Origin of the sequence: Nocardioides luteus (genome assembly GCF_000960475.2) — a bacterium.
In the GTDB taxonomy this organism is placed as follows: domain Bacteria; phylum Actinomycetota; class Actinomycetes; order Propionibacteriales; family Nocardioidaceae; genus Nocardioides; species Nocardioides luteus_A.
Genome location: NZ_JZDQ02000025.1, coordinates 75,132 through 96,900, shown reverse-complemented (window position 1 = coordinate 96,900; position 21,769 = coordinate 75,132). Strand labels below are relative to the sequence as shown.

Here is a 21,769-nt window from a genome sequence, read left to right as displayed (position 1 = left end):
ATCCTGGCCCGCGAAACCGCCTGCCTCTCGGTGGAGGACCGCCGGGTCATCGACGACCGGCTCTGCGCGCCCGGGGCGAAGGGCGAACAGCCGAAGGCGGCGTCGATGGGGCTACGCCAACTCGAGAACGCTGCCAAGAAGCTCGCCATCACCCTCGACCAAGCCTCCGTCGTCGCCAGAGCCGCCAACGCCGAGAAAGACCGACGAGTCAGCCTCCGGCCAGCACCGGACACGATGACCTGGCTTGGGGCCCTGTTGCCGGTCAAGGACGGCGTCGCGGTCTATGCCGCGCTGGACCAGGCCGCCAACACGGCCCGTGCCGCCGGTGACAAACGGACCCGGGGCCAGGTGATGGCTGACACCCTGGTTGACCGGGTCACCGGCCGTGAGGCCGGGGTGAAGCCTCGGATCGAGGTCAAGGTCGTGATGACCGCCGACACCTTGAGCAACGACGCCGATCAGCCGGCCGTGGTCGAGGGTTACGGCCCTGTTCCTGCTGCCTGGGCCCGCGAGGCGCTCACCGACGCCGAGGTGTTCGTCCGCAGGTTGTTCACCGACCCCGCCGGCCAACTGGTCGCGATGGAGTCACGCTCCCGCAAGGCACCCGACGGACTGGCCGACTTCGTCGCGACCAGGGATGGCGGGATCTGCCGCACCGTCGGGTGTGATGCCCCGATCCGCAACATCGACCACGTCGAGCGCCACGCCGACGGCGGCCAAACCAGCGCCGCAAACCTGCAAGGTCTCTGCGAGCGGTGCAATCAAGCCAAGGAGGCCGTCGGGTGGCAGGCCAGACCCGGGCCTGACGGCAGCATCACCACCATCACACCCACCGGGCACACCTATGTCAGCCCACCACCCGAAACCTGGCGGCCGGACCCACCACCTCTGTCCCCAGCCGAGCTCAGACTGCGCAACGTACTGCTCGACCACACCCTCGCCGCATGACCCACGGCGCGTGACTTCGTCTGCTCAGAGCCAGAGGATCTGGCCGGAAGAGCCTCAGAGCGGTCAGGAGCGGACGAGCTCGACGCTGTCGAGGACGACCTCGAGGTCATCGAGGCGCTGGTCGATGTCGTCGGGGTTCTGCCAGAACAGGCGGATGCCGTTGGCCTGCACGTGCACGCAGTCGGCGGGGAGGCCGTCGGAGTAGGACCACCAGCTGAGCCGTTCGCCCTCCTGGTCGCCGAAGGTGTCGGTCGAGGCGTCGTAGGTGACGTCCTTGACCTCGTCGTCACCGCCGATGTCCTTGTACTGCTTCAGCTCGTCGTTCAGGTCGGCGAGCGACTCCTTCTCGCCGACCTCGACGCTGAGGAATCGCTCCTCGGGCGTGCGCCAGCTGCACCGGCCGTCAGGGCTCTGGTTGCTCGGGTCGGCGGACGCGGACACGAAGCCCTTCGGCACCACCAGCTTCAGAGTCACCGGCTTTCCCGCGACCACTGCCGGACACTCGGCGGCGGTGAACCCCGCTGGGGCCGACTCGGCTGCGGCAGCGAACGGCGTCGGTGCGTCCGTGGTCACCGGTCCTGCCCCACAGCCCGACGTCGCGGCGAGGAGGACGATCGTGGAGACGGCCCGAGAACGCATGCCGGCCAGTCCATCACAGGACGCGGCGAGCGGCCGCGCCGAGGAACCGAGCAGACTCCGTACGCCGGAACTCCTGCAGCGTCGGCAGGTTGACGTCGACCGCGGTGACGGTCCGGACCGCGATATGGGTGCCGATCCCGACGAGCCAGGTGGTGACCGCCTCGTCGCCGACCCGGGCGAGTGCCGCGGAGGAGGCCAGCGAGGTGTCGAACCAGTCCTGGTCGACCCTTTCCAGCCTCGCCAGGAGCGGGTCGAGCCAGTCCGGGCCGACGCCGGCGGCGCCCCAGTCGAGAAAGACGATGTCGCCGTTCTGCCGTTGGAGCAGGTTGTCGATCCGGATGTCGTAGTGGACCAGCGTGCTCATCGGCTCCTCGCTCAGCGCGCGCATCCGCGCCGCCCAAGCCGGAGCGTCCGCACGAACCCACGCGGGGACGGGGGCGCCCGGATGGTCTGCCAGCGTGTCCAGCGAGGTGGCGAACTGGTGGAAGATGCTGCGCTGGTCGGTGAGGCCGGGGTCGAGCGTGCCGCCCGCTCCTTCCACCCCGTCCGCCGTCCGATCGCCGATGACGACGCCGAGCTCGTCGGTCGCCTCGAGGAGCCGGGCCATCACGGAGTCGTCGGCGAGGTCGGGATGGCGCCCGTCGACGTCCTCGAGGACGAGCGCGACCCAGTCGCCATCGTCGTAGGAGGCCTGGAGGCGGGCCCACAGCGGATGGTCACCGATCAGCTCGAGCACCGTGATCTCGCGACGGAAGAGGACGGGGGTGTGCGGGTTGAGATCGGCGCCCACCGCCTTCACGAACGCCCGGGTGCCGTCCGCGCACACCAGCCGCGCGGCACAGCCCGGCGACATGCCGCCGACCTGGTCGGCGTACGAGACCACGGCGGAGCCGAGGGTCTCCTCGATCCAGCGCGTGACAGTCGGCGGGACGTCGGCGTAGGAGATGCGTACGCCCACTGCTCGGGGTGTGGTCACGAGAGTCATCCTCCCCACCACGATCGCGGTGGTGCCACCGGTTATGCGTGAGTGCGCAAGAACGGTCGGGTCGGGAGGGCGCGGCTGGTGGTTGAGTGAGCCACATGCGTACAGAACAGGTGCGGTTCCCGCAGGGCTATGGCACGCCGAGCGAGCTGCTGGCGTGGGAGGACGTACGTCAACAGCTGGTCGAGGCGAAGCAGTTCTGGTTCGCGTTCGAGCGGCCGGGGCGGAGTCCGCACGTGACGCCGCTGGACGGGATCTGGTTCGAGGAGAAGCTGGTCTACGGGGGCAGCCCGGAGACGCTGCACCGGAAGCTGGCGGCCGCGCATCCGAAGGTGACCGTGAACCTGCCGGACCCGTGGAAGCTGGTGGTCATCGAGGGGGAGGTGCGGGAGACGAGCTTCGCTCCCGAGGTCGCCGAGGAGATCGCGGGGCTGCTGAACGCGAAGTATCCCGAGTACGGCGAGAACGTCTTCGAGGCGAAGCACTACATCGAGGGTGCGCCGGCGGTGCATCCACGGCGGATCCGGGCCTGGACGTCGTTCCCCACGAACGCGACCGCCTTCGTCTTCGACTGACTTCTGGCTGGTCCGCGCTAGTCTCGCGGGGATGCACTTCACCGACTACGACACTCGGGTCGCGGCGTACGCCGTCATCGTCGACGACGCGGGGCGGATCCTGCTGAGCTGGTTCAACGGCAACCACCGCAACGACCCGGGCTGGACGCTCCCGGGCGGTGGCGTCGACTACGGCGAGCAGATGCCCGCCGCAGTCGTGCGCGAGGTGAAGGAGGAGACCGGCTACGACGTCGAGGTCGGGGCTCCGCTGACGACCGACGTGTTCGTCGTGCCGTTCGATCCGGGGCGCCGGCCCTACCAGTCGACCCGGGTGGTCTTCGAGGCACGGATCGTCGGCGGCGAGCTGGGCACGCTGGAGGTCGACGGAACCACCGACTTCGCCGCGTGGGTCGCACTGGACGACCCCGCGATCGAAGCCGACACCACCAGCCCCATCGTCCGGATGGGGATCGCTGCCCTGAAGGTGGCTCAGTCGACCCAGTAGTTGTCGTGGAGCTTGTAGAACTCGGCCATCTCGTCCGGACCGAGCTCGGTGCCCTCGGCCAGCTCGCGCAACCCCTCGAAGTAGCCCTCGCGTGGCGCGCCCGGGGTGAAGTGGAGCAGCATCGAGGCCGGCTCGTCGGTGGTGTTGCGGAAGCCGTGCAGGCCGCCGACCGGCACGTGCACGAAGTCGCCGGCGCTCGCCGGGATCCACTCCTCGCCGTTGTAGATCCGGACCGTCCCGGTCAGCACGTAGAACGACTCGGCCACGGCGCGGTGGAAGTGCGGTCCCGGGCCGGTCTCCTGGGGGCCGAAGTGCCAGCGGTAGAGCCCGTAGTCGCCGGCGGTCGTCGCACCGGTGGCCAGATAGTCGACCTTCACCCCGTTGGGATATTCGAGGTCGGGAGCGGTCTTGTCGGGACGGTAGAGCGCCGAGACCTCACCGGTCTCGCCGTCGTAGCGCTCGGGCGGGTAGGCAACGCCCTTGGTCCCCATCGACTCTGGAAGTGACATGGGCCCAAACCTGCCCGATCCGTCGGGGGTTGGGAAGCGGATTTAGGGTTGCCGCTGTGACGCTCGTCCCGGACTCCTTCCTGGCGCTCGCGGCCCTCGGGCCGTCCTGGGCCGCGTGGCTCGACGAGCTGCCGGCGCTGGTCCGCGACCTGGTCGAGGAGTGGTCGCTGACCGTCGACGGTCCGACCGCTCACGGCAACTGCGCGGTCGTGGTCCCGGTCCGCACTTCCGACGGCGAGGCCGCGGTGCTGAAGGTCGGCTGGCCGCACTGGGAGGCCGAGCACGAGGCGCTGGCGCTGCAGGTGTGGGGCGGCCGGGGTGCCGTACGTCTGCTCCGGGCCGACCCGAAGCGGTTCGCGCTGCTGCTCGAACGGCTGGATCCTGCGGATCTGACGGAGATGTGGGACGTCCAGGCCTGCGAGATCGTCGGCGGGTTCTACCGGCGGCTGCACGTGGCGGCTCCGCCGCAGCTGCGTACGTTGTCGCAGCAGGCCGCGCGCTGGGCCGACGAGCTCGGGGAGAGGAGCCGGCGGCTTCCGGTGCCGCCGCGGATGGTGGAGCAGGCCCGGTCGATCGCGCGCGACTTCGCGCGTGACGAGGAGACCGACGGGACGCTGATCCACACGGATCTGCACTATGAGAACGTCCTCCGCGGCGACCGCGAGGAGTGGCTCGTGATCGACCCGAAGCCGCTCTCCGGCGACCCGCACTACGAGCTCGCGCCGATGCTGTGGAACCGCTTCGACGAGTACGCGGGGCGGATCCGCGACGGCGTACGCGACCGCTTCTTCGCCCTCGTCGACGCCGCCGAGCTCGACGAGGACCGTGCCCGGGCCTGGGTGGTGCTGCGGCTGATGGTCAACATCAAGGACGAGGTCGAGGACAACCAGACGCCCGACAAAGACTGGATCACCGAGATGATCTCGCTCACCAAGGCCGTGCAGGAGTGAGAAACTCGCGTGCCTGATCCCCGCAGGCCCGCGAGAATCTGCGCATGCCCATCGTGCGAAGCGTCAACATCGGTCAGTCCAAGCCCGCCGAGTGGGCGGAGGTGGGCGCCACCTCGATGGAGAAGCTCGCGACGCCCGGGCCGGTGACGGTCGGCCGGGAGGGCATCGTCACCGACACCCAGACCGACCGCCGTCACCACGGCGGCGAGGAGCAGGCGGTCTACGCCTTCGCCCGCGAGGACCTCGATCTGTGGGGCTCGCGGTTGGGCGCGACGCTCCGTGACGGGCAGTTCGCCGAGAATCTCACCACCGAGGGGATCGACATCAACGCGGCGCTCGTCGGGGAGCGGTGGCGGATCGGGACGGTGCTCCTGCAGATCTGCAGCGTGCGTACGCCCTGCAACGACTTCAAGAACTGGATGGGCGTCTCGGGCTACGACAACGCCCGGTGGGTCAAGCGGTTCGCCCAGGAGGCTCGCCCCGGGCCCTACCTGCGCGTCCTCGAGGAGGGGCAGCTCCAGGCCGGCGACGAGATCGTCGTCGTTCACCGCCCCGACCACGACATCACCGTCTCGACCCTCTTCAAGGCGCTCAACACCGACCGCTCCTTGCTACCGTCGCTGATCGGCATCGAGGGGCTCGGAGACAAGCCACGGGCGGCGGCGGAGAGGTACGTCGCGGCGCAGGCCTAGTGGACGCGCTTGCCATCGGCGTCGTAGGCGCGGAAAGTGCCGTCCGGACGATCCAGGCGCGGGGCGAGTCCACGCCGCGTACGCTCGGCCACCTCGACCACGCCCGGGCGAAGGCCTCGGCGACGGCCTCCTCGGCGCGGTCGGGAGCCATGCCGTAGGCGATCGCGGCTAGCAGGCAGCGATCCTTGCTGCCGGCGTAGAACTCGGTGAACTCGTCTCTGGTCACACCAACTCGACGCCCTGGCCGGGGGAACGGTTTAGTCGCACGAAAAACGATTACCAGGAACCGCGGATGTGCGGAAGAGTTCCTGTCGTGAGCATCCGGGAAAGCCTCTTCGTCCTCAAGGAGCGCGACTTCGGGTGGTTCTTCGCATCGCGGTTCGTGAATCTCGCCGGGTCGTCGATGTCGCACGTGGCGCTTGCGTTCGCGGTGCTGGAGGTGACCGACTCGGCCTCGGCGCTGGGCTATGTGGTCGCCGCGCACACCATCCCGATGGTCGTGTTCCTGCTGGTCGGAGGCGTGATCGCCGACCGGTTCCCGCGGCGGCTGGTGCTGCAGCTGAGCAATGTCGCCTCGGCCGCGACCCAGGCGGCGGCAGCGGCGCTGATCATCACCGGACATGCCGAGATCTGGCACCTGGTCGTCCTGGAGGCGATCAACGGCACCACGATGGCGATGGCCTTCCCGGCGATGCAGGGGATGGTGCCGCAGCTGGTCGCGAAGAAGGACCTGCAGCCGGCCAACCTGCTGCTCTCGATGTCGCGCAGCACCCTGACCATCCTGGGTCCCTCGGTCGCGGCCGCTCTCGTGGTCGGTGTCGGGGCCGGCTGGGCGCTGGCGGTCGACGCGCTGACCTGGCTGCTCGCGGCGCTCTTCCTGCTTCCGGTGCGGATCCCACCGCGTCCGGCGGACGCAGAGAAGACCTCGGCGCTCGAGGACCTGCGCGCCGGCTGGACCTACTTCCGCAGCACCACCTGGCTGTGGGTCGTGGTGGTCGCCTTCATGGTTCTCAACGCGATCCAGTCGGGTGGGCTGCAGGTGCTCGGGCCGGCGTACGCCAAGACCTCCTCGCTCGGCGTCGAGGGCTGGGGCCTGGCCAACTCGGCGCTCGCTGCCGGGACGCTCGTGATGACGATCGTGCTGATGCGGGCCACGATCCGGCGGCCGCTACGGGCGGGGATGCTCGGGATCATGGCGTTCTCGCTGCCCTTCTTCGCGCTCGCGCTGTGGCCCGAGAAGGTGCCGCTCATCGTGGCGATGGCCGTCGCTGGCGCCGGGATCGAGATCTTCGGGCTGGGCTGGAGTCTCGCGATGCAGGAGAACGTCCCGGACGAGATGCTCTCGCGCGCCTACTCCTACGACGCGCTCGGCTCGTTCGTCGCGATGCCCGTCGGGCAGCTGCTCTACGGTCCGCTCGGGGCGTGGTTCGGCGAGCGGCCGGTCTTCCTGGTCAGCGGCGCGCTCTATGCGTCGGTCTGTCTGGTCACGCTCGCGGTGCCCTCGGTGGTTAGGCTGCAACGCGTCGAGCAACCTGCCTCCGAAGGAACGCCCGTATGAGTCTGAACACCGCCGTCGTCGACGAGCTCTTCCAGCAGCGCTTCGAGGAGAAGCTGACCCCGGGGCTGGCCTATGGGGTCGTACGTGGCTCCGAGCTGATCCACTCCGGTGCGTTCGGGGCGACGACCGAGGGTGGTCCGGCGCCGACCGCGGAGAGCGTCTTCCGGATCGCGTCGATGTCGAAGTCGTTCACGGCGGCCGCGGTGCTGCTGCTGCGCGACCGTGGGCTGGTCGACCTCGACGAGGCGATCGCGCAGTACGTGCCCGAGCTCGTCGACCAGGCTCCTTACTCAGCCGACTCGCCGGCCGTGACGCTGCGGCTGCTGCTCTCGATGTCGGCCGGGCTGCCGACCGACGACCCGTGGGGCGACCGGCAGGAGTCGCTGTCCTACGACGCCTTCGGGACGTTCCTCGACGGCGGCTTCTCGACCGGGCGCGAGCCGGGGGTCGGGTTCGAGTACTCCAACCTCGGCTATGCGCTGCTCGGGCGGGCGATCGAGAACGTCGTGGGTGGATCGTCGCCCGAGGGGGCCAACCGGGATTTCGTCGAGCACGAGCTGCTGGCGCCGCTGGGGATGACCTCCTCGGCCTACTCGCCGTCGGCGGTGCCGAATCTGGTTCCCGGGCATGCTCCGCCGCTGCATCCGGCCTGGGCCGGCGACCGGCTCGAGGGTCCGCCGACGTGGACCGTGACGGCGCCGGTGCCGTCGGGGTCGTTCGCGGCGATGGGTGGTCTGCACTCCTCGGTCGCCGACCTGGCGCGCTGGGTCGGCGGGTTCCTGGGCGCCTTCGCGCCCGGTGCCGACGGTCATCCGCTGTCGAAGGCGTCGCGCCGCGAGATGCAGCAGCTGCACCGGTTCGGCGCGGTGTCTGCATCGCTCGGGTTCTCCGGTCCGGAGGCCGGGGTCGGCGCTGTCGCCGTGGGCTACGGCTACGGCCTGATGGTCGACCACGACTCCCGGCTCGGGCAGATCGTCCACCACTCCGGCGGCTACCCCGGCTACGGCTCGCGGATGGTCTGGCACCCCTCTTCTGGTCTGGGTGTGATCACCCTGTCGAACAGCACCTACGCCGGGGCCTCCCCGACCGCGATGACCGCGCTGCGCTCGCTGGTCTCCGCGGAGCTCGCCGGGGGAGGGGCCCACCGGTTCTCGACGGTGGTCAAGGGCCTGCGGCCGCGGCTCGACTCGGCGCTGGAGGCGGCGGTCGAGCGGCTGCGTACCTTCGATCCGGCGGGTGCCGAGGTCTTCGCGCTGCCGTCGCTGTTCGCCGACAACGTCGAGCTCGACGCCCCCGACACGGCCCGGCGCGTCCAGATCACCCAGGCGCGCGCGAAGGTCGGACTGCCGCTGGGTGGCGCGCCCTACGGCTACTTCTCCCGCGCCATGGGCGTCGCGCTGGCCGTGGTGCCCGCCGAGAAGGGCCGCTACGACATCGAGGTCATGCTCTCGCCCGAGGCCGAGCCGCGCATCCAGACCCTGCGGGTCGTGGCCGTCCCCGATGCTCACGAGGGCCTCGTCGCCGCCGCCCGCGCGGCTCTCGAGGAGAACTCCCCGGTCATCGCCGCGCTGCGTGCCTTCGGCGAGCCCGAGCTGATCACCACGCCCCTGTCCGGTGACGGCTCGTCCAAGGCCGACTTCCTGGTCGTCGCCGGCGCCACCTATTGGAAGGTCGCGGTCGCCAAGACCACCACCGTCACCGCCTTCCCCACCGCCGACCACCCCCGCCTCACCTACCTCGCCTCCGCGCTCCGCGGCTGAGGTTCCTGCCGAAGCGTCACCCGCGTCGGCCGAAGCGTCACTCCCGTCGGTCGAATGGGCACCCCGCTGCCCACTCGGCCGACGCGAGTGACGTCTCGGCCTGCGGGAGTGACGCCTCGGCGACCTTGCCCTGTTCGAACAAATGTTCGATACTCGTTGAGTGGGAGTGGTAGCGGGGATTGAGCGACACCAGAAGCTGGCTCAGATCGAGCAGCTTCGGTCGAAGGTGCGACGGCTGGAGCAGAAGCCGGGCCTCGGTGCCGAGCTGGCGACGCACGAGGCGCTCGGTGGGGTGGTGCAGCTGCGGGCCGGCGGGACGTACGCTGCCGACTCACTGTCGCTGGCGATGCTGCTGCTGGCGGGCCCGTCGAGCGCGGGAGAGTGGACCGCCGTCGTCGGGGTCGAGGACTTCGGCGTCGAGGCGGCGGCCGAGGCCGGGGTCGACCTGGAGCGGACGATCCTGGTGCCGCGGCCCCAGGACTCCTGGCTGGAGGCGACCGCGGCGCTCGTCGACGTGACCACGTTGGTGCTGGTCCGGCCGACCGGCCGGGTGACCCCGAGCGTCGCCGAGAAGATCGGCGCCCGGCTGCGCACCCGAGGCGCCGCGCTGGTCGCGCTGGGGGAGTGGCCGAGAGCAGACGTACGCCTCCGGGCGACCGAGCCGCGCTGGGTCGGTCTGGGCAACGGCGACGGCCACCTCCGGGCGAGAAGGATGGTGGTCGAGGCGGTGCGCGGGACGGCTCCGCCGCGGCGTACGGCGCTGTGGTTCCCGGCCGAGGACGGCGGTCTCGGCCCCATCGGTGATTGGCAGAGCCTCGAACCCGTCGCGGACATCGCCGACCTGCGAAAACAGGAGTCGGCATGAGTCGCGTGCTGGTGGTCTGGTGCGCCGACTGGCCGGTCGCCGCGGCGCTGAGCGAGGCCGGCCTGCCGCGGCATCTGCCGGCGGCCGTCTTCGCGCAGAACCGGGTCCAGGCCTCCAACCAGGCGGCGCGGGAGTTCGGGATCAAGCGCGGGATGCGGCGCCGTGACGCGCAGTCGCGCTGCCCCGAGGTGCAGGTGCTCGCCGCCGACGACGCCCGCGACGCGCGGGTGTTCGAGGAGGTGCTGGCGCGTCTGGAGGAGCTGCGCCCGGGCGTCATGCCGCTGCGCCCCGGGCTGGTCGCGCTGCGCTCGCCGGCACGCTTCTACGGCGGCGAGACCGAGGCCGGCGCGGCGATCGCCGAGTGCGTGGTCGGGCTCGGGATCTGGGACGTACGGATCGGCATCGCCGACGAGCTCTTCACCGCCGAGCAGGCCGCGCGGAGCGCCGGGTTGCAGGAGACGTACGCCGTCCCGGCCGAGGGCGGCTCCACCGCATTCCTGCGAGCCCTGCCGGTCCATGTCCTCGAGGACGCCAACGCGGTCAGCCTGCTGCAGCGGCTCGGCCTGACCACGCTCGGCGGCCTCGCCGACCTGCCCGGCGCCGACGTCAAGGCGCGCTTCGGGGCGCAGGCCGCCTGGGTCCGCCGGGTGATCCACGGCGAGGGGGCGCGGCCGGTGACCGGGCGTACGCCACCGCCCGAGCTCGCCACCGAGGTCGCCTTCGAGCCGCCGCTCGACTCCGCCGAGGCGGTCTGCTTCTCGGCGCGACAGGCGGCGGAGGGGTTCGTGAAGGGCCTGGCGACGCGGCAGGAGGTCTGCACCGAGGTGCGGATCGAGGTCGCGATGGACGACGTGGCGGACTCCCGCCGCACCTGGGCGCACCCGCGCTGGTTCTCCGCCGTCGATCTCATCGACCGGCTGCACTGGCAGCTGGCCGGGGCGGTCTCGGCCGGAGGCGGGGGAGCGGTGACCCGGGTCCGCTTCGTCCCCGAGGTCGCCGTCCCCGAGGCGGTCCACGCCGACGGCCTCTGGGGCGGCACCGACGAGCGCGTCGACCGCGGCATCGCCCGGGTGCAGGGACTGCTCGGCCACGAGGCCGTCGTCGCCCCGGTGCTCCAGGGCGGCCGGAGCCCGCGCGACCGGCAGGCGTACGTCCCCTGGGGCGACCGCCCCAGCACCCTCCGCGACCGCGCTCTGCCCTGGCCGGGAAGCATTCCGCCGCCGGCGCCCGCCCGGGTGCTCGCCGACCCGTGGCCGGCGGAGGTCTGCGACCAGGCCGGGCGGCAGGTGGTGGTGCTCCCGCGCGGTGGCGTCTCCGGCGACCCCGCCCGCTACCGGCCCGCGGCGGGCCAGCCCTGGCAGCGGGTCGCCTCCTGGGCCGGCCCGTGGCCGGTCACCGAGGCGTGGTGGGAGCCCGGCGGCGGACGGCGGGTCGCCCGCTTCCAGCTCGTCGGGGTCGACGGCCGCGCCTGGCTGGCGACCTTCGACACCGACCACTGGCTCACCGAAGCCAGCTATGACTGACGGGGCGGCTGATGGGCTGGAACAACCCCGAGATCCCCTGGAAGGAGCTGGAGCGGCGGCTCTCGGGCCGCCCGCCGAGCGACCCCTACGGTGACGCCCCGATCTCGCGGCGCAAGAAGCGGCTGAGCGAGGAGGAGGTGCACGGGCCGGAGGGCCCGGTGGTGCCGTACGCCGAGCTCCACGCCCACTCCGACTTCTCCTTCCTCGACGGGGCGACCTCGCCGTCGGCACTGGTCGCCGAGGCGATCCGGCAGGGGCTGCACGGGATCGCGATCACCGATCATGACGGGTTCTACGGCGCACCGGCCTTCGCCGAGGCGGCTACGACGCTGGGTCCGGCCGGCGAGAGCGATCGACTGCGGACCATCTACGGCGCCGAGCTGTCCCTGGGCCTGACCAAGCCGCAGAACGGGGTCGCCGACCCCGAGGGCAGTCACCTCCTGGTGCTCGCCAGGGGCGTCGAGGGCTACCGGCAGCTGGCCGGTGCGATCACCGAGGCGCAGCTGCGCGGCGACGAGAAGGGCCGGCCGGACTACGACCTCGACGAGCTCGCCGACCGGGTCCGGGCCGGCCACTGGCTGATCCTGACCGGGTGCCGCAAGGGTGCCGTACGCCAGGCCCTCACCGGCACCGGCCCGATCGCCGCGGCCCGGGCGCTGCGCGAGCTCACCGACAGGTTCGGTCGCGACAACGTCGTCGTCGAGCTGACCGACCGCGGCCACCCGACCGACTCCTACGACAACGACCTGCTCGCCGGCATCGCCCGCGAGGCCGGTCTCCCGACGGTCGCCACCAACAACGTCCACTACGCCACGCCCGACCGGCACCGGGTGGCCGACGCGCTCGCGGCGGTCCGCGCCCGGCGCACCCTGAGCGAGATCGCCGGCTGGCTCCCGGCGGGCCCGGTGGCGTACGTCAGGTCGGGGGAGGAGATGGCGCAGCTCTTCCGGCGCTACCCGGGCGCGGTGGCACGCAGCGTCGAGATCGCCGAGGAGTGCGCCTTCGACCTGCGCAAGGCCACCCCGAAGCTGCCCAAGCGCGGGATCCCCGAGGGCGAGACCGCCGCGAGCCGGCTGCGGCATCTGACCGAGGAGGGGTTCGCGGAGCGCTATGCGCAGGCGTACGCCGCCGACCCGGAGTTCGTCGAGAAGGCCCGTGAACGCGTGGAGCACGAGCTCGACGTCATCGAGAGCAAGGACTTCCCGGGCTACTTCGTGATCGTGCACGACATCGTCGAGTTCGCTCGGGGAGAGGGGATCCTCTGCCAGGGGCGAGGATCGGCGGCCGCATCCGCGGTCTGCTACGCGCTCGGGATCACCGCGATCGACCCGGTCTTCTACGAGCTCCCGTTCGAGCGGTTCATCTCGGTGCACCGCGAGGAGGAGCCCGACATCGACGTCGACTTCGACTCCGACCGGCGTGAGGAGGTGATCCAGTGGGTCTACGACACCTACGGCCGCCGCAACGCCGCGCAGGTCGCCAACATCGTCGGCTACCGGCCGAAGATGGCGGTCCGGGACGCGGCCAAGGCCCTGGGCCACTCGCCCGGGCAGCAGGACGCCTGGTCGAAGCACGTCGGCTACTCGCGCGTCGAGGCGCCCGACGACGTCGGCATCCCCGCGCCCGTCCTGGCGCTGGCCGCCGAGATCCACGGGGCGCCGCGCCATCTCGGCATCCACTCCGGCGGGATGGTGCTGACCGAGGAGCCGATCGGGGAGGTCGTACCCATCGAGCGCGCCCGGATGGACAAGCGCACCGTGATCCAGTGGGACAAGGACGCCGCCGAATACATGGGTCTGGTGAAGTTCGACCTGCTCGGGCTCGGGATGCTGGCGGCGCTCGACCACATGATGCGCCTGGCTCGGGAGCACCTGGGGGAGGGCTGGACCCTGGCGACCATCCCCAAGGAGGAGCCGGCGGTCTACGACATGCTCTGCCGGGCCGACTCGATCGGGGTCTTCCAGGTCGAGTCGCGCGCGCAGATCGGCACCCTGCCGCGGCTGCAGCCGCGCTGCTTCTACGACCTGGCCATCGAGATCGCGCTCATCCGGCCCGGGCCGGTGCAGGGCGGTGCGGTCCACCCTTATGTACGCCGCGCCACCGGGCGTGAGCCCGTCAGCTACTCCCACGAGCTGCTGATCCCGGTGCTGGAGCGCACCCGCGGGGTGCCGCTGTTCCAGGAGCAGCTCATGGAGATGGGCCGGGTGCTCGGCGACTTCTCGCACGACGACGCCGACCTGCTGCGCCGGGCGATGGGCTCCAAGCGCGGCGTCGAGCGCATCGACTCGCTCAAGGAGAAGCTCTACCGGGGCATGCGCGCCAAGGGGATGACCGAGCAGACCGCCAAGGCGGTCTACACCCAGATCCTCTCCTTCGCGAACTTCGGCTTCGCCGAGTCCCACGCGCTCAGCTTCGCCAAGCTCGTCTACGCCTCGTCCTGGTTCAAGCTCCACTACCCGGCGGCGTTCCTGGCCGGCCTGCTCCGTGCCCAGCCGATGGGCTTCTACTCACCGCAGTCGCTGACCCAGGACGCCCGCCGCCACGGGGTGGAGGTACGCCGCCCCGACCTCGTCCTCTCCGGTGCGGCCGCCGATCTGGAGCCGCTCGACGGAGACGTGTCGCCCACCGGGATGGACGAGTGCCGGCTGGACGGGACCCGGACCGAATGGGTGCCGGGCACCCCCGATCCCACCCCGGAGCACCGCCGCGACGCCAACTTCGCGGTGCGGCTGGGTCTGGACTCCGTACGCGGCATCGGCAAGGACGTCGCCCAGCGGATCGTGAAGGCCCGCTCCGAGGCGCCGTTCAAGGACTCCCTGGATCTGTCGAGACGCGCCGGTCTGGAGCGGGCCCAGCTCGAGGCGCTGGCCACCGCGGGATGTTTGGAGGTGTTCACATCGAGCCGTCGCCAGGCGCTGTGGCAGGCAGGCTGGACCGAGACCGAGGACCAGCTCGAAGGCGTACGGTTCACCGCCGAGACGCCCGCGCTGCCCGGCCTCGACCCGGTCGAGGAGACCCTCGCCGACCTCTGGGCGACCGGCGTGACCCCCGGCAGCCACCCCTTCGCCCATCTCCGGGCCGGCCTGACCGCGGCGGGGCTCCCGAGCATCGGCGATCTCCCCACCGCCGAGCCCGGCCGGCGCATCACCGTCGCCGGCCTGGTCACCCACCGTCAGCGCCCCGGCACCGCGGGTGGGGTCACCTTCATCAACCTCGAGGACGAGACCGGCATGCTCAACGTCGTCTGCTCCGCCGGCCTGTGGAAGAAGCACCGCAAGATCGCGGTCTCCACCTCGGTGATGCTCATCCGCGGCATCCTCGAGCGCAACGACGGGGTGACCAACCTCGTCGCCGACCGCCTCGCCCCGCTCGAGGAGATCCACCCCGAGGCCGCCAAGGCCATCGCCTCCCGCCACCGCTCCCGCGACTTCCGCTGAGCCGAGGCGTCACTCCGGTCGGTCGAGACGTCGGCTGGGTCGATCGAGGCGTCACTCCCGTCGGTCGAGGCGTCAGCCGATGACCTCTCGGCCGACGTACGTGACGTCTCGACCGACGTGCGTGACCTCTCGGCCGACGTACGTGACGTCTCGACCGACGTGCGTGACCTCTCGGCCGACGCGGGTGACGCCTCGGCAGGGATCAGAGGGGCGCGCGGAAGAGCTCGAAGGTCGTACGCCGCCGCTCCTCGAACCCGAGCCCGAGGTAGACCGAGATGGCGCCGGTGTTGGCGACCGAGGCGTGCATCAGCGCGCGGGAGCCGCGGGCGTGGATGTCGGCCGTGACGGCGCGGACGAGGCGGCTGGCGAGGCCGCGGCCGCGGGCCTCGGGCGCGGTGCAGACGGCGCTGATCTCGATCCACCCGCCCGGGCGCATCCGCTGACCGGCCATCGCGACGAGCTGGCCCTCGTCGCGCAGCCCCAGATACGTACCCATCGTGTAGGTCGACTTCTCGAACGGCCCGGGCTCGGTGCGAGCGACGAGGTCGAGCATCTCGGGCACGTCGGCGGCGCCGAGCACGACCGCCTCGGGATCGGGAGCCGCGGCGACCCGAGCAGTCTCGACGAGCTGGACCCCTTCGCCGCCTCCGACCAGCTCCCAGCCCTCGCCGCAGACACCGCCGGCCCCGGTGATCAGCGAGGTGCCACCGGGGCCGACCACCGCCGCCAGATCGCGCCACGCCTGAGCCGAGCTCGGGTCGGAGACCGCGGCGAACGGCGAGACGTCGGGCCGATAGCGCCGCCCGAGCCCGGTGCCCTCGGCGAGCGAGGCGTGCGCACCGGTCAGCGAGTGCCAGACCGGGTTGTCGAGAACATCGTCGAGAAGAAGATCTGGCTGCGAGACGGACACCCCAGAATTTTCCCACCACCCCAGCAGGCACGGTTAACCCTTTTCGACAGGTGGATCCGATAATGGACGGGTGCCTTCCGCTCTGCCTCCCGGCGACCCCGCCCCCGCCGACGGGTCGCTCCCGGCCGACTCGCTGAGCACGCTGGGGGAGAAGGGGCTGGGCTTCTACGTCCACGTCCCGTTCTGCACGGTCCGGTGCGGCTACTGCGACTTCAACACCTACACCGCGATCGAGCTCGGCGAAGGCGTGAACCGGCAGACGTACGCCGACCAGGTCATCGACGAGGTCAGGCTGGCCCGCCGGGTGCTCGGTGGGCGTGACAAGCAGGTCGACACCGTCTTCTTCGGCGGCGGCACCCCGACGCTCCTGCCGGCGCAAGACCTCACCGGCATCCTCCGGTCGATCAAGGACGAGTTCGGTCTCGCCGGCGACGTCGAGGTGACGACCGAGGCCAACCCCGATTCCGTCGACCTCGACTACCTGCGTGCGCTGCGCGAGGGCGGCTTCACCCGGCTCAGCTTCGGCATGCAGTCCGCGGTCCCGCACGTGCTCCACACGCTCGACCGCACCCACGACCCCGAGCGGGTCCCGCAGGTCGTCGAGTGGGCCCGCGAGGCCGGCTTCGAGCAGGTCTCCCTCGACCTCATCTACGGCACGCCCGGTGAGTCGATCGACGACTGGCGCACGAGCCTCGACACCGCCCTGGCCAGCAACCCGGACCACATCTCGGCCTACTCCCTCATCGTCGAGGACGGCACCGCCCTGGCCCGAAGAGTCAGACGAGGCGAGATCGAGATACCCGACGAGGACGACCTCGCCGACAAGTACGAGCTCGCCGACGCCACCCTGCAGAAGCACGGCCTGACCTGGTACGAGGTCTCCAACTGGGCCACCGACGAGAGCCAGCGCTGCCGCCACAACATGCTCTACTGGCAGGGCGGCGACTGGTGGGGTGTCGGCCCCGGCGCCCACAGCCACGTCGGCGGAACCCGGTGGTGGAACGTCAAGCACCCCAAGGCGTACGCCGACCGCATCGGCAGCGGCCAGAGCCCCGCCCACGCGCGCGAGATCCTCGCCGACGAGGACCGCCGGGTCGAGCGCGTACTCCTGGAGCTGAGGCTCGCCGACGGCCTCCCGTCGGACGCCCTCGACGACGACGGCCGCGCCGCCCTCCCCGAGCAGGTACGCCGGGGCCTGGTCACCGTCGACGGCGACACGATCGTCCTCACCGACACCGGCAGGCTCCTCGCCGACGCGGTGGTCCGAGACCTGCTCCCCTGAGGATCCCCGAGAAGCCCTGAGTCCGGGACCTTCGTCCTGACCGAAGGATCAGGGGTGATCCTGATTGGTAAAGAGCGCCCGACAGGGGAGAGTGGAGTCATGGCTACCACAACCCTTTCCCGTCCCAGCAACGACAAATGGATCGCCGGCGTCTGCGGCGGTCTCGGCCAGCGGTTCGGCATCAACTCGAACCTGATCCGGCTCGCCTTCGTCCTGTCCTGCCTGCTTCCCGGACCGCAGTTCATCGTCTACATCGTGCTGTGGATCATCATGCCCAAGAAGGCGTCCTACTGACCGACAACAGACCTCAGACCGGCTCGGTCACGAAGTCGATCAGCTCCTCGACCCGCCCGAGCAGCGCGGGCTCGAGGTCGCCGAACGAGTTGACCCGTCCCAGGATCGTCTTCCAGGCGCGGGCGATGTCGGCCTGGTCGCGATGGGGCCAGCCGAGGTGCTGGCAGATGCCCTTCTTCCACTCCACCGAGCGTGGCACGGAAGGCCACGATTCCAACCCGAGCCGGGCCGGCTTGACCGCCTGCCACACGTCGATGAACGGGTGGCCGACGATCAGCACGTGCTGGCCGACCGCGGAGCGCCGGATCGACTCCGCGATCCGGGCCTCCTTCGACCCCTTGACCAGGTGGTCGACGAGCACCCCGACCCGCCGCTCGCGGCTGGGCCGGAAGGAGACCAGGTGGTCGGCGAGGTCGTCGACACCGCCCAGGTATTCGACGACCACGCCTTCGATCCGCAGGTCGTCGCCCCAGATCTTCTCGACCAGCTCGGCGTCGTGACGCCCCTCGACGAAGATCCGCGACTCCCGCGCCACCCGTGCCTTGACGTCGGATACGGCCACCGAGCCGGAGGCCGTCCGGGTCGGCGCAGCAGGAGCCGCGCGGGTCACCGGGGGAGTGAGGATGACCGGCTTGCCCTCGAGCCAGAAGCCCGGCCCGAGCGGGAACGTACGCCGCTTGCCGTGCCGGTCCTCCAGGGTCAGCGTGTGCAGGTCGCGGTCGATCCGCACGATCTCGCCGACGAAGTCGGTCTCGACCTCCTCCACCACCGCGCCCAGCTCGGCGGGAGTCTCGACGGCACGCCCGTGCTTGGGCTTCTTCCAGTCGCCGGCCAGGACGTCGGAGCCGTAGCGATCGCTCATCCGGAGAACGCTACAAGGTTCAGCAGCGAGAACCGGTGAGCACGCGCCCGAGCTGCTCGAGAACCTCGTCCGGCGTCGCCGCGGTCTCCGGGAACCGGAAGGTCACATGGTGGCCGCCGTCGAGGGTGATCCAGGAGACGTCGACGCTCTCCTCGGTGAGGTGGGAGAGGCGTACGCCCACGATGTGACGCGGCCGGAGCCCGAGCCGTGCGGAGAGCGAGCGGCACAGGTCGGCCTGGTGCTCGTCGTTGGCGTGGGTCGCGATGCGGACCAGCAGATCGTCGGCGATCATGGGACTCTCCAGTGGGGCGGAATCGGTGAAGCAGTGACTCTAAGGTCAGCCTAACCTAAGCCTATCTCGATGGCGAGAGAAGTAATCCGTGCCACAGAACGGAGCGGCCACCGGAAACTGGTTCCTGTGACGCAAACCGGTAGGATTGGCACTCGCACGGAATGAGTGCCAGGCAGCCAGGGCGATAGGAGCGCAGATGCAGAACGAACGCAGGCTCTCCGTCCTCCGGGCGATCGTCGAGGACTACGTGAAGACCGAGGAGCCGGTGGGTTCCAAGGCGCTCGTGGAGCGTCACGGCCTCGGCGTCTCGCCTGCGACGGTACGCAACGACATGGCCGCGCTGGAGGAGGAGGGCTACATCACCGCCCCCCACACCAGCGCCGGACGGGTGCCCACCGACAAGGGCTACCGACTCTTCGTCGACCGGCTGACCACGGTCAAGCCGATGACGGCGGCGGAGAAGCGGGCGATCGCCGGATTCCTCGACGGCGCGGTCGACCTCGACGACGTGGTCAGCCGCTCGACCCGGCTGCTCTCCCAGCTGACCCGGCAGGTCGCGGTGGTGCAGTACCCGACGCTGAGCCGCTCGACGGTCCGCCACGTCGAGCTGGTCTCCCTGGCCCCGACCAGGCTCCTCCTGGTGCTCATCCTCAGCACCGGTCGCGTCGAGCAGCGGCTGCTCGAGGTGACCGAGGAGGTCTCCGAGGAGACCCTCGCCGGGCTGCGGCAGCAGGTCAACGCCGCCGTCGACGGTGTCATCATCGGCGAGGCCTGTCAGGCGCTTCGCGCGATCGCCCACCCCGAGACCGACGACTCGAAGGACGACCTCGCGACCAGCGTCGCCGAGGCCCTGATCGAGGCGATGAGCGACCACCGCTCCGACGAGCGGATCTCCATCGGCGGGACCAGCAACCTGGCCCGTTTCGGAGACAGTTTCGACACCGCCGTACGCCCGCTCCTCGAGGCCCTCGAGGAGCACGTCGTCCTGCTCAAGCTGATGGGCGAGGCGACGGCGGGCGGACTGGTCACGGTGCGGATCGGTGCCGAGGGCCCCTACCAGGAGCTGTCGCAGACCAGCGTGGTGGCGACCGGCTACGGACCTGGTGACGAGGCGCTGGCCACGCTGGGCGTGGTCGGGCCGACCCGGATGGACTACCCCGGATCCATGGCGGCGGTGCGCGCGGTGGCGCGCTACCTCTCCCGGATCCTCGACGAGGCGTAAGAGAGAACGACGAACTCCGATGGCAGGAAGACCGACGTTGGACCCCTATGAGCTCCTCGGTGTCGACAAGGACGCCGACGACGCAACCATCAAGAAGGCGTACCGGAAGCTGGCGCGCCAGTACCACCCTGACGTCAACCCCGACGCCGAGTCGCAGGAGAAGTTCAAGGAGATCTCCCACGCGTACGAGGTGCTGAGCGACCCGCAGAAGCGGGCTGCCTACGACCGCGGCGGTGACCCGTTCGGCGGCGGCTTCGGCGCGCAGGGTGCGGGCTTCTCGTTCACCGACATCATGGACGCCTTCTTCGGCGGCGCCGGTGCCGGCACGGGAGGCGCCGGGCGCGGCCCCCGTCCCCGCGTACGCCGCGGGCAGGACGCCCTCATCCGGCTCGACATCGACCTGGCCGAGGCCGCCTTCGGCGTCACCCGCGACCTCAAGGTCGACACCGCGGTCGTCTGCGACACCTGTGGTGGCGAGGGGGCCGCGGAAGGCTCCCACCCGATCCCGTGCGAGACCTGCCACGGGCAGGGCGAGGTCGCGGTCGTGCAGCGCTCCTTCCTGGGCGAGATCCGCACGCTGCGCCCGTGCTCGGCCTGCAACGGCTTCGGCACCGTGATCCCCGACCCGTGCCGCGACTGCGGCGGCGAGGGCCGGGTGCGCTCCCACCGCACGCTGACCGTGAAGATCCCGCCGGGCGTCGACGACGGCACCCGGGTGCAGCTCGCCGAGCAGGGCGAGATCGGTCCCGGCGGCGGCCCCGCGGGCGACCTCTACGTCGAGATCCACGTCGCCAAGCACCCCACCTTCACCCGCCGCGGCAACGACCTGCACTGCACCGCGAAGGTGCCGATGACCGCGGCCGCGCTCGGCACCACGCTCAACCTGCCGACGCTGGAGGCCGACCTCGCCGGCGACGGTGCCGACCAGATCGACCCCGAGGACGCCTCGATCCAGATCGACCTCAAGCCCGGCACCCAGTCCGGCACCGACCACGTGCTGCGTGGCCGCGGCGTGCCCGGGCTGCGGGGCGGTCGCGGCGACCTGATCGTCACCATCAACGTGGAGACCCCCACCAAGCTCGACCTCGAGCAGGAGGCGCTGCTGCGCCAGCTCGCCGAGATGCGCGGTGAGGAGTCCGTCCAGGGCCAGCTGAAGGCGGCCCACAAGGGCGGCGTCTTCTCCTGGTTCAAGGACACCCTCAACGGGCACTGAGACAGGCATACTGAGTCATGACCCTTCCGGTCCACCTCGTCGAGTCGCTCGCCGGCACCCGTGTCGGCGACGCGATCGAGGTGAGCGGTGACGAGGGCCATCACGCGGTCGTCGTACGCCGCCTCCGGGTCGGCGAGGAGGTCGTGCTCACCGACGGCGCCGGTGAGGGCGTCACCGGCACGATCACGCAGACCACCAAGAAGTCGATGACCGTACGCGTCGACGGGATCATCCTCGGCGACGCACCGCCCGAGCCCTCGCTGACGGTCGTCCAGGCGCTGCCCAAGGGCGACCGCGGCGAGCTCGCCGTCGAGATGCTCACCGAGATCGGCGCCGCCCGGATCGTCCCCTGGGCGGCGGCCCGCTCGGTCGCCGTCTGGAAGGGCGAGCGCGCGGTCAAGTCGCTCGCCCGCTGGCGGGCCACCGCCCGTGAGGCCGCCAAGCAGTCTCGCCGGCTGTGGCACCCCGAGGTCGAGCCACTGGCCACCACCGACGCCGTCGTGGCGATGATCGAGGATGCCGACGTCGCCGTCGTGCTCCACGAGGAGGGCACCCTCCCGCTCGGCGCCGTCCCCGTCATCGACGAGGGCACGATCCTCGTCGTGGTCGGCCCCGAGGGCGGCCTGACCGCCGACGAGATCGCCCTCTTCGAGAAGGCTGGTGCCACCACCATCCGTCTCGGTGGCGAGGTCCTGCGCACCTCGACGGCCGGCGTCGCCGCCTGCGCCGCGCTGCTGGCCCGCACGCGTCGCTGGGACTGACCTCCGACTGC

The 21,769-nt window shown here is 71.0% G+C and carries 22 protein-coding genes; 15 read left to right on the top strand and 7 right to left on the bottom strand.

Annotation, left to right across the window (positions count from 1 at the left end; genetic code table 11):
* The coding region (locus UG56_RS17950) for an HNH endonuclease (protein WP_084101245.1) at nucleotides 1-948 on the top strand (948 nt) is incomplete at its 5' end.
* Between the two features lie 63 nt (nucleotides 949-1,011).
* Here the strand turns inward: UG56_RS17950 and UG56_RS17945 are convergent.
* Nucleotides 1,012-1,587, bottom strand: a complete 576-nt coding sequence (locus UG56_RS17945) for a hypothetical protein (RefSeq protein ID WP_045550151.1) — start codon at nucleotides 1,585-1,587, stop codon at nucleotides 1,012-1,014.
* A 13-nt stretch (nucleotides 1,588-1,600) separates the two neighbouring features.
* Nucleotides 1,601-2,563, bottom strand: a complete 963-nt coding sequence (locus tag UG56_RS17940) for a phosphotransferase (RefSeq protein WP_143055094.1) — start codon at nucleotides 2,561-2,563, stop codon at nucleotides 1,601-1,603.
* Nucleotides 2,564-2,667: 104 nt separating this feature from the next.
* Between UG56_RS17940 and UG56_RS17935 the strand changes: the two genes are divergently transcribed.
* Both UG56_RS17935 and UG56_RS17930 read left to right on the top strand, forming a co-directional pair.
* Nucleotides 2,668-3,144: a pyridoxamine 5'-phosphate oxidase family protein gene (locus UG56_RS17935; RefSeq protein WP_143055093.1), complete on the top strand. Its 477-nt coding sequence runs from the start codon at nucleotides 2,668-2,670 to the stop codon at nucleotides 3,142-3,144.
* A gap of 31 nt (nucleotides 3,145-3,175) precedes the next feature.
* On the top strand, nucleotides 3,176-3,628 hold the full coding sequence (locus UG56_RS17930) for an NUDIX hydrolase (protein WP_045550154.1): 453 nt from the start codon (nucleotides 3,176-3,178) through the stop codon (nucleotides 3,626-3,628).
* On the opposite strand, the gene UG56_RS17925 is transcribed toward UG56_RS17930, so the two are convergent.
* Nucleotides 3,613-4,137 carry a cupin domain-containing protein gene (locus UG56_RS17925; protein WP_256206722.1) on the bottom strand — a complete coding sequence of 175 codons (525 nt, stop codon included), beginning with the start codon at nucleotides 4,135-4,137 and terminating at the stop codon, nucleotides 3,613-3,615. The two genes, UG56_RS17930 and UG56_RS17925, sit on opposite strands and share 16 nt — an antisense overlap.
* A 56-nt stretch (nucleotides 4,138-4,193) precedes the next feature.
* Between UG56_RS17925 and UG56_RS17920 the strand changes: the two genes are divergently transcribed.
* Together UG56_RS17920 and UG56_RS17915 are read left to right on the top strand one after the other, a co-directional pair.
* A complete protein-coding gene (locus UG56_RS17920; RefSeq protein ID WP_045550156.1) occupies nucleotides 4,194-5,087 on the top strand; it encodes an aminoglycoside phosphotransferase family protein in 894 nt (297 codons plus the stop codon).
* A gap of 44 nt (nucleotides 5,088-5,131) precedes the next feature.
* Nucleotides 5,132-5,779, top strand: coding sequence for an MOSC domain-containing protein (locus UG56_RS17915; RefSeq protein WP_045550157.1), 648 nt, complete (start codon nucleotides 5,132-5,134; stop codon nucleotides 5,777-5,779).
* On the opposite strand, the gene UG56_RS29145 is transcribed toward UG56_RS17915, so the two are convergent.
* A complete protein-coding gene (locus UG56_RS29145; protein WP_143055095.1) occupies nucleotides 5,679-5,930 on the bottom strand; it encodes a sigma factor in 252 nt (83 codons plus the stop codon). The two genes, UG56_RS17915 and UG56_RS29145, sit on opposite strands and share 101 nt — an antisense overlap.
* 162 nt (nucleotides 5,931-6,092) lie before the next feature.
* Between UG56_RS29145 and UG56_RS17910 the strand changes: the two genes are divergently transcribed.
* The 5 genes from UG56_RS17910 (at nucleotide 6,093) to UG56_RS17890 (ending at nucleotide 14,922) form a co-directional block, all read left to right on the top strand.
* Nucleotides 6,093-7,337 carry an MFS transporter gene (locus UG56_RS17910; RefSeq protein WP_084101241.1) on the top strand — a complete coding sequence of 415 codons (1,245 nt, stop codon included), beginning with the start codon at nucleotides 6,093-6,095 and terminating at the stop codon, nucleotides 7,335-7,337.
* Nucleotides 7,334-9,097: a serine hydrolase domain-containing protein gene (locus UG56_RS17905; RefSeq protein ID WP_052693846.1), complete on the top strand. Its 1,764-nt coding sequence runs from the start codon at nucleotides 7,334-7,336 to the stop codon at nucleotides 9,095-9,097. The genes UG56_RS17910 and UG56_RS17905 overlap by 4 nt, the downstream gene beginning before the upstream one ends.
* A gap of 160 nt (nucleotides 9,098-9,257) precedes the next feature.
* Nucleotides 9,258-9,962 carry a hypothetical protein gene (locus UG56_RS17900; protein ID WP_256206718.1) on the top strand — a complete coding sequence of 235 codons (705 nt, stop codon included), beginning with the start codon at nucleotides 9,258-9,260 and terminating at the stop codon, nucleotides 9,960-9,962.
* Nucleotides 9,959-11,485: a DNA polymerase Y family protein gene (locus UG56_RS17895; RefSeq protein ID WP_071327176.1), complete on the top strand. Its 1,527-nt coding sequence runs from the start codon at nucleotides 9,959-9,961 to the stop codon at nucleotides 11,483-11,485. The genes UG56_RS17900 and UG56_RS17895 overlap by 4 nt, the downstream gene beginning before the upstream one ends.
* An 11-nt stretch (nucleotides 11,486-11,496) precedes the next feature.
* A complete protein-coding gene (locus UG56_RS17890) occupies nucleotides 11,497-14,922 on the top strand; it encodes an error-prone DNA polymerase (protein ID WP_045551936.1) in 3,426 nt (1,141 codons plus the stop codon).
* A gap of 202 nt (nucleotides 14,923-15,124) precedes the next feature.
* Here UG56_RS17890 and UG56_RS17885 read toward each other — a convergent pair whose 3' ends face one another.
* Nucleotides 15,125-15,832 carry a GNAT family N-acetyltransferase gene (locus tag UG56_RS17885; RefSeq protein WP_071327175.1) on the bottom strand — a complete coding sequence of 236 codons (708 nt, stop codon included), beginning with the start codon at nucleotides 15,830-15,832 and terminating at the stop codon, nucleotides 15,125-15,127.
* Between the two features lie 70 nt (nucleotides 15,833-15,902).
* Here UG56_RS17885 and hemW point away from each other — a divergent pair, with 70 nt between their 5' ends.
* Together hemW and UG56_RS17875 are read left to right on the top strand one after the other, a co-directional pair.
* A complete protein-coding gene (gene hemW / locus UG56_RS17880) occupies nucleotides 15,903-17,114 on the top strand; it encodes a radical SAM family heme chaperone HemW (protein WP_045548997.1) in 1,212 nt (403 codons plus the stop codon).
* A 99-nt stretch (nucleotides 17,115-17,213) separates the two neighbouring features.
* The gene (locus UG56_RS17875) at nucleotides 17,214-17,408 is read left to right on the top strand and encodes a PspC domain-containing protein (protein WP_045548998.1); all 195 of its coding nucleotides are present in this window, start codon (nucleotides 17,214-17,216) and stop codon (nucleotides 17,406-17,408) included.
* 13 nt (nucleotides 17,409-17,421) lie between these two features.
* Here the strand turns inward: UG56_RS17875 and UG56_RS17870 are convergent, their stop codons facing one another.
* Both UG56_RS17870 and UG56_RS17865 read right to left on the bottom strand, forming a co-directional pair.
* Nucleotides 17,422-18,270, bottom strand: coding sequence for a DUF3097 domain-containing protein (locus UG56_RS17870; RefSeq protein ID WP_045548999.1), 849 nt, complete (start codon nucleotides 18,268-18,270; stop codon nucleotides 17,422-17,424).
* A 19-nt stretch (nucleotides 18,271-18,289) separates the two neighbouring features.
* Complete coding sequence (locus UG56_RS17865) at nucleotides 18,290-18,562, bottom strand: hypothetical protein (protein ID WP_045549000.1); 273 nt, start codon at nucleotides 18,560-18,562, stop codon at nucleotides 18,290-18,292.
* Nucleotides 18,563-18,758: 196 nt separating this feature from the next.
* Between UG56_RS17865 and hrcA the strand changes: the two genes are divergently transcribed.
* The 3 genes from hrcA to UG56_RS17850 are packed head-to-tail and all read left to right on the top strand — an operon-like array spanning nucleotide 18,759 to nucleotide 21,758.
* Nucleotides 18,759-19,784 carry a heat-inducible transcriptional repressor HrcA gene (hrcA, locus tag UG56_RS17860; RefSeq protein ID WP_045549001.1) on the top strand — a complete coding sequence of 342 codons (1,026 nt, stop codon included), beginning with the start codon at nucleotides 18,759-18,761 and terminating at the stop codon, nucleotides 19,782-19,784.
* Between the two features lie 37 nt (nucleotides 19,785-19,821).
* The gene (gene dnaJ / locus UG56_RS17855) at nucleotides 19,822-20,997 is read left to right on the top strand and encodes a molecular chaperone DnaJ (protein ID WP_305728740.1); all 1,176 of its coding nucleotides are present in this window, start codon (nucleotides 19,822-19,824) and stop codon (nucleotides 20,995-20,997) included.
* Between the two features lie 17 nt (nucleotides 20,998-21,014).
* Nucleotides 21,015-21,758, top strand: coding sequence for a 16S rRNA (uracil(1498)-N(3))-methyltransferase (locus UG56_RS17850; RefSeq protein ID WP_045549003.1), 744 nt, complete (start codon nucleotides 21,015-21,017; stop codon nucleotides 21,756-21,758).
* The last annotated feature ends 11 nt before the right edge of the window (nucleotides 21,759-21,769 follow it).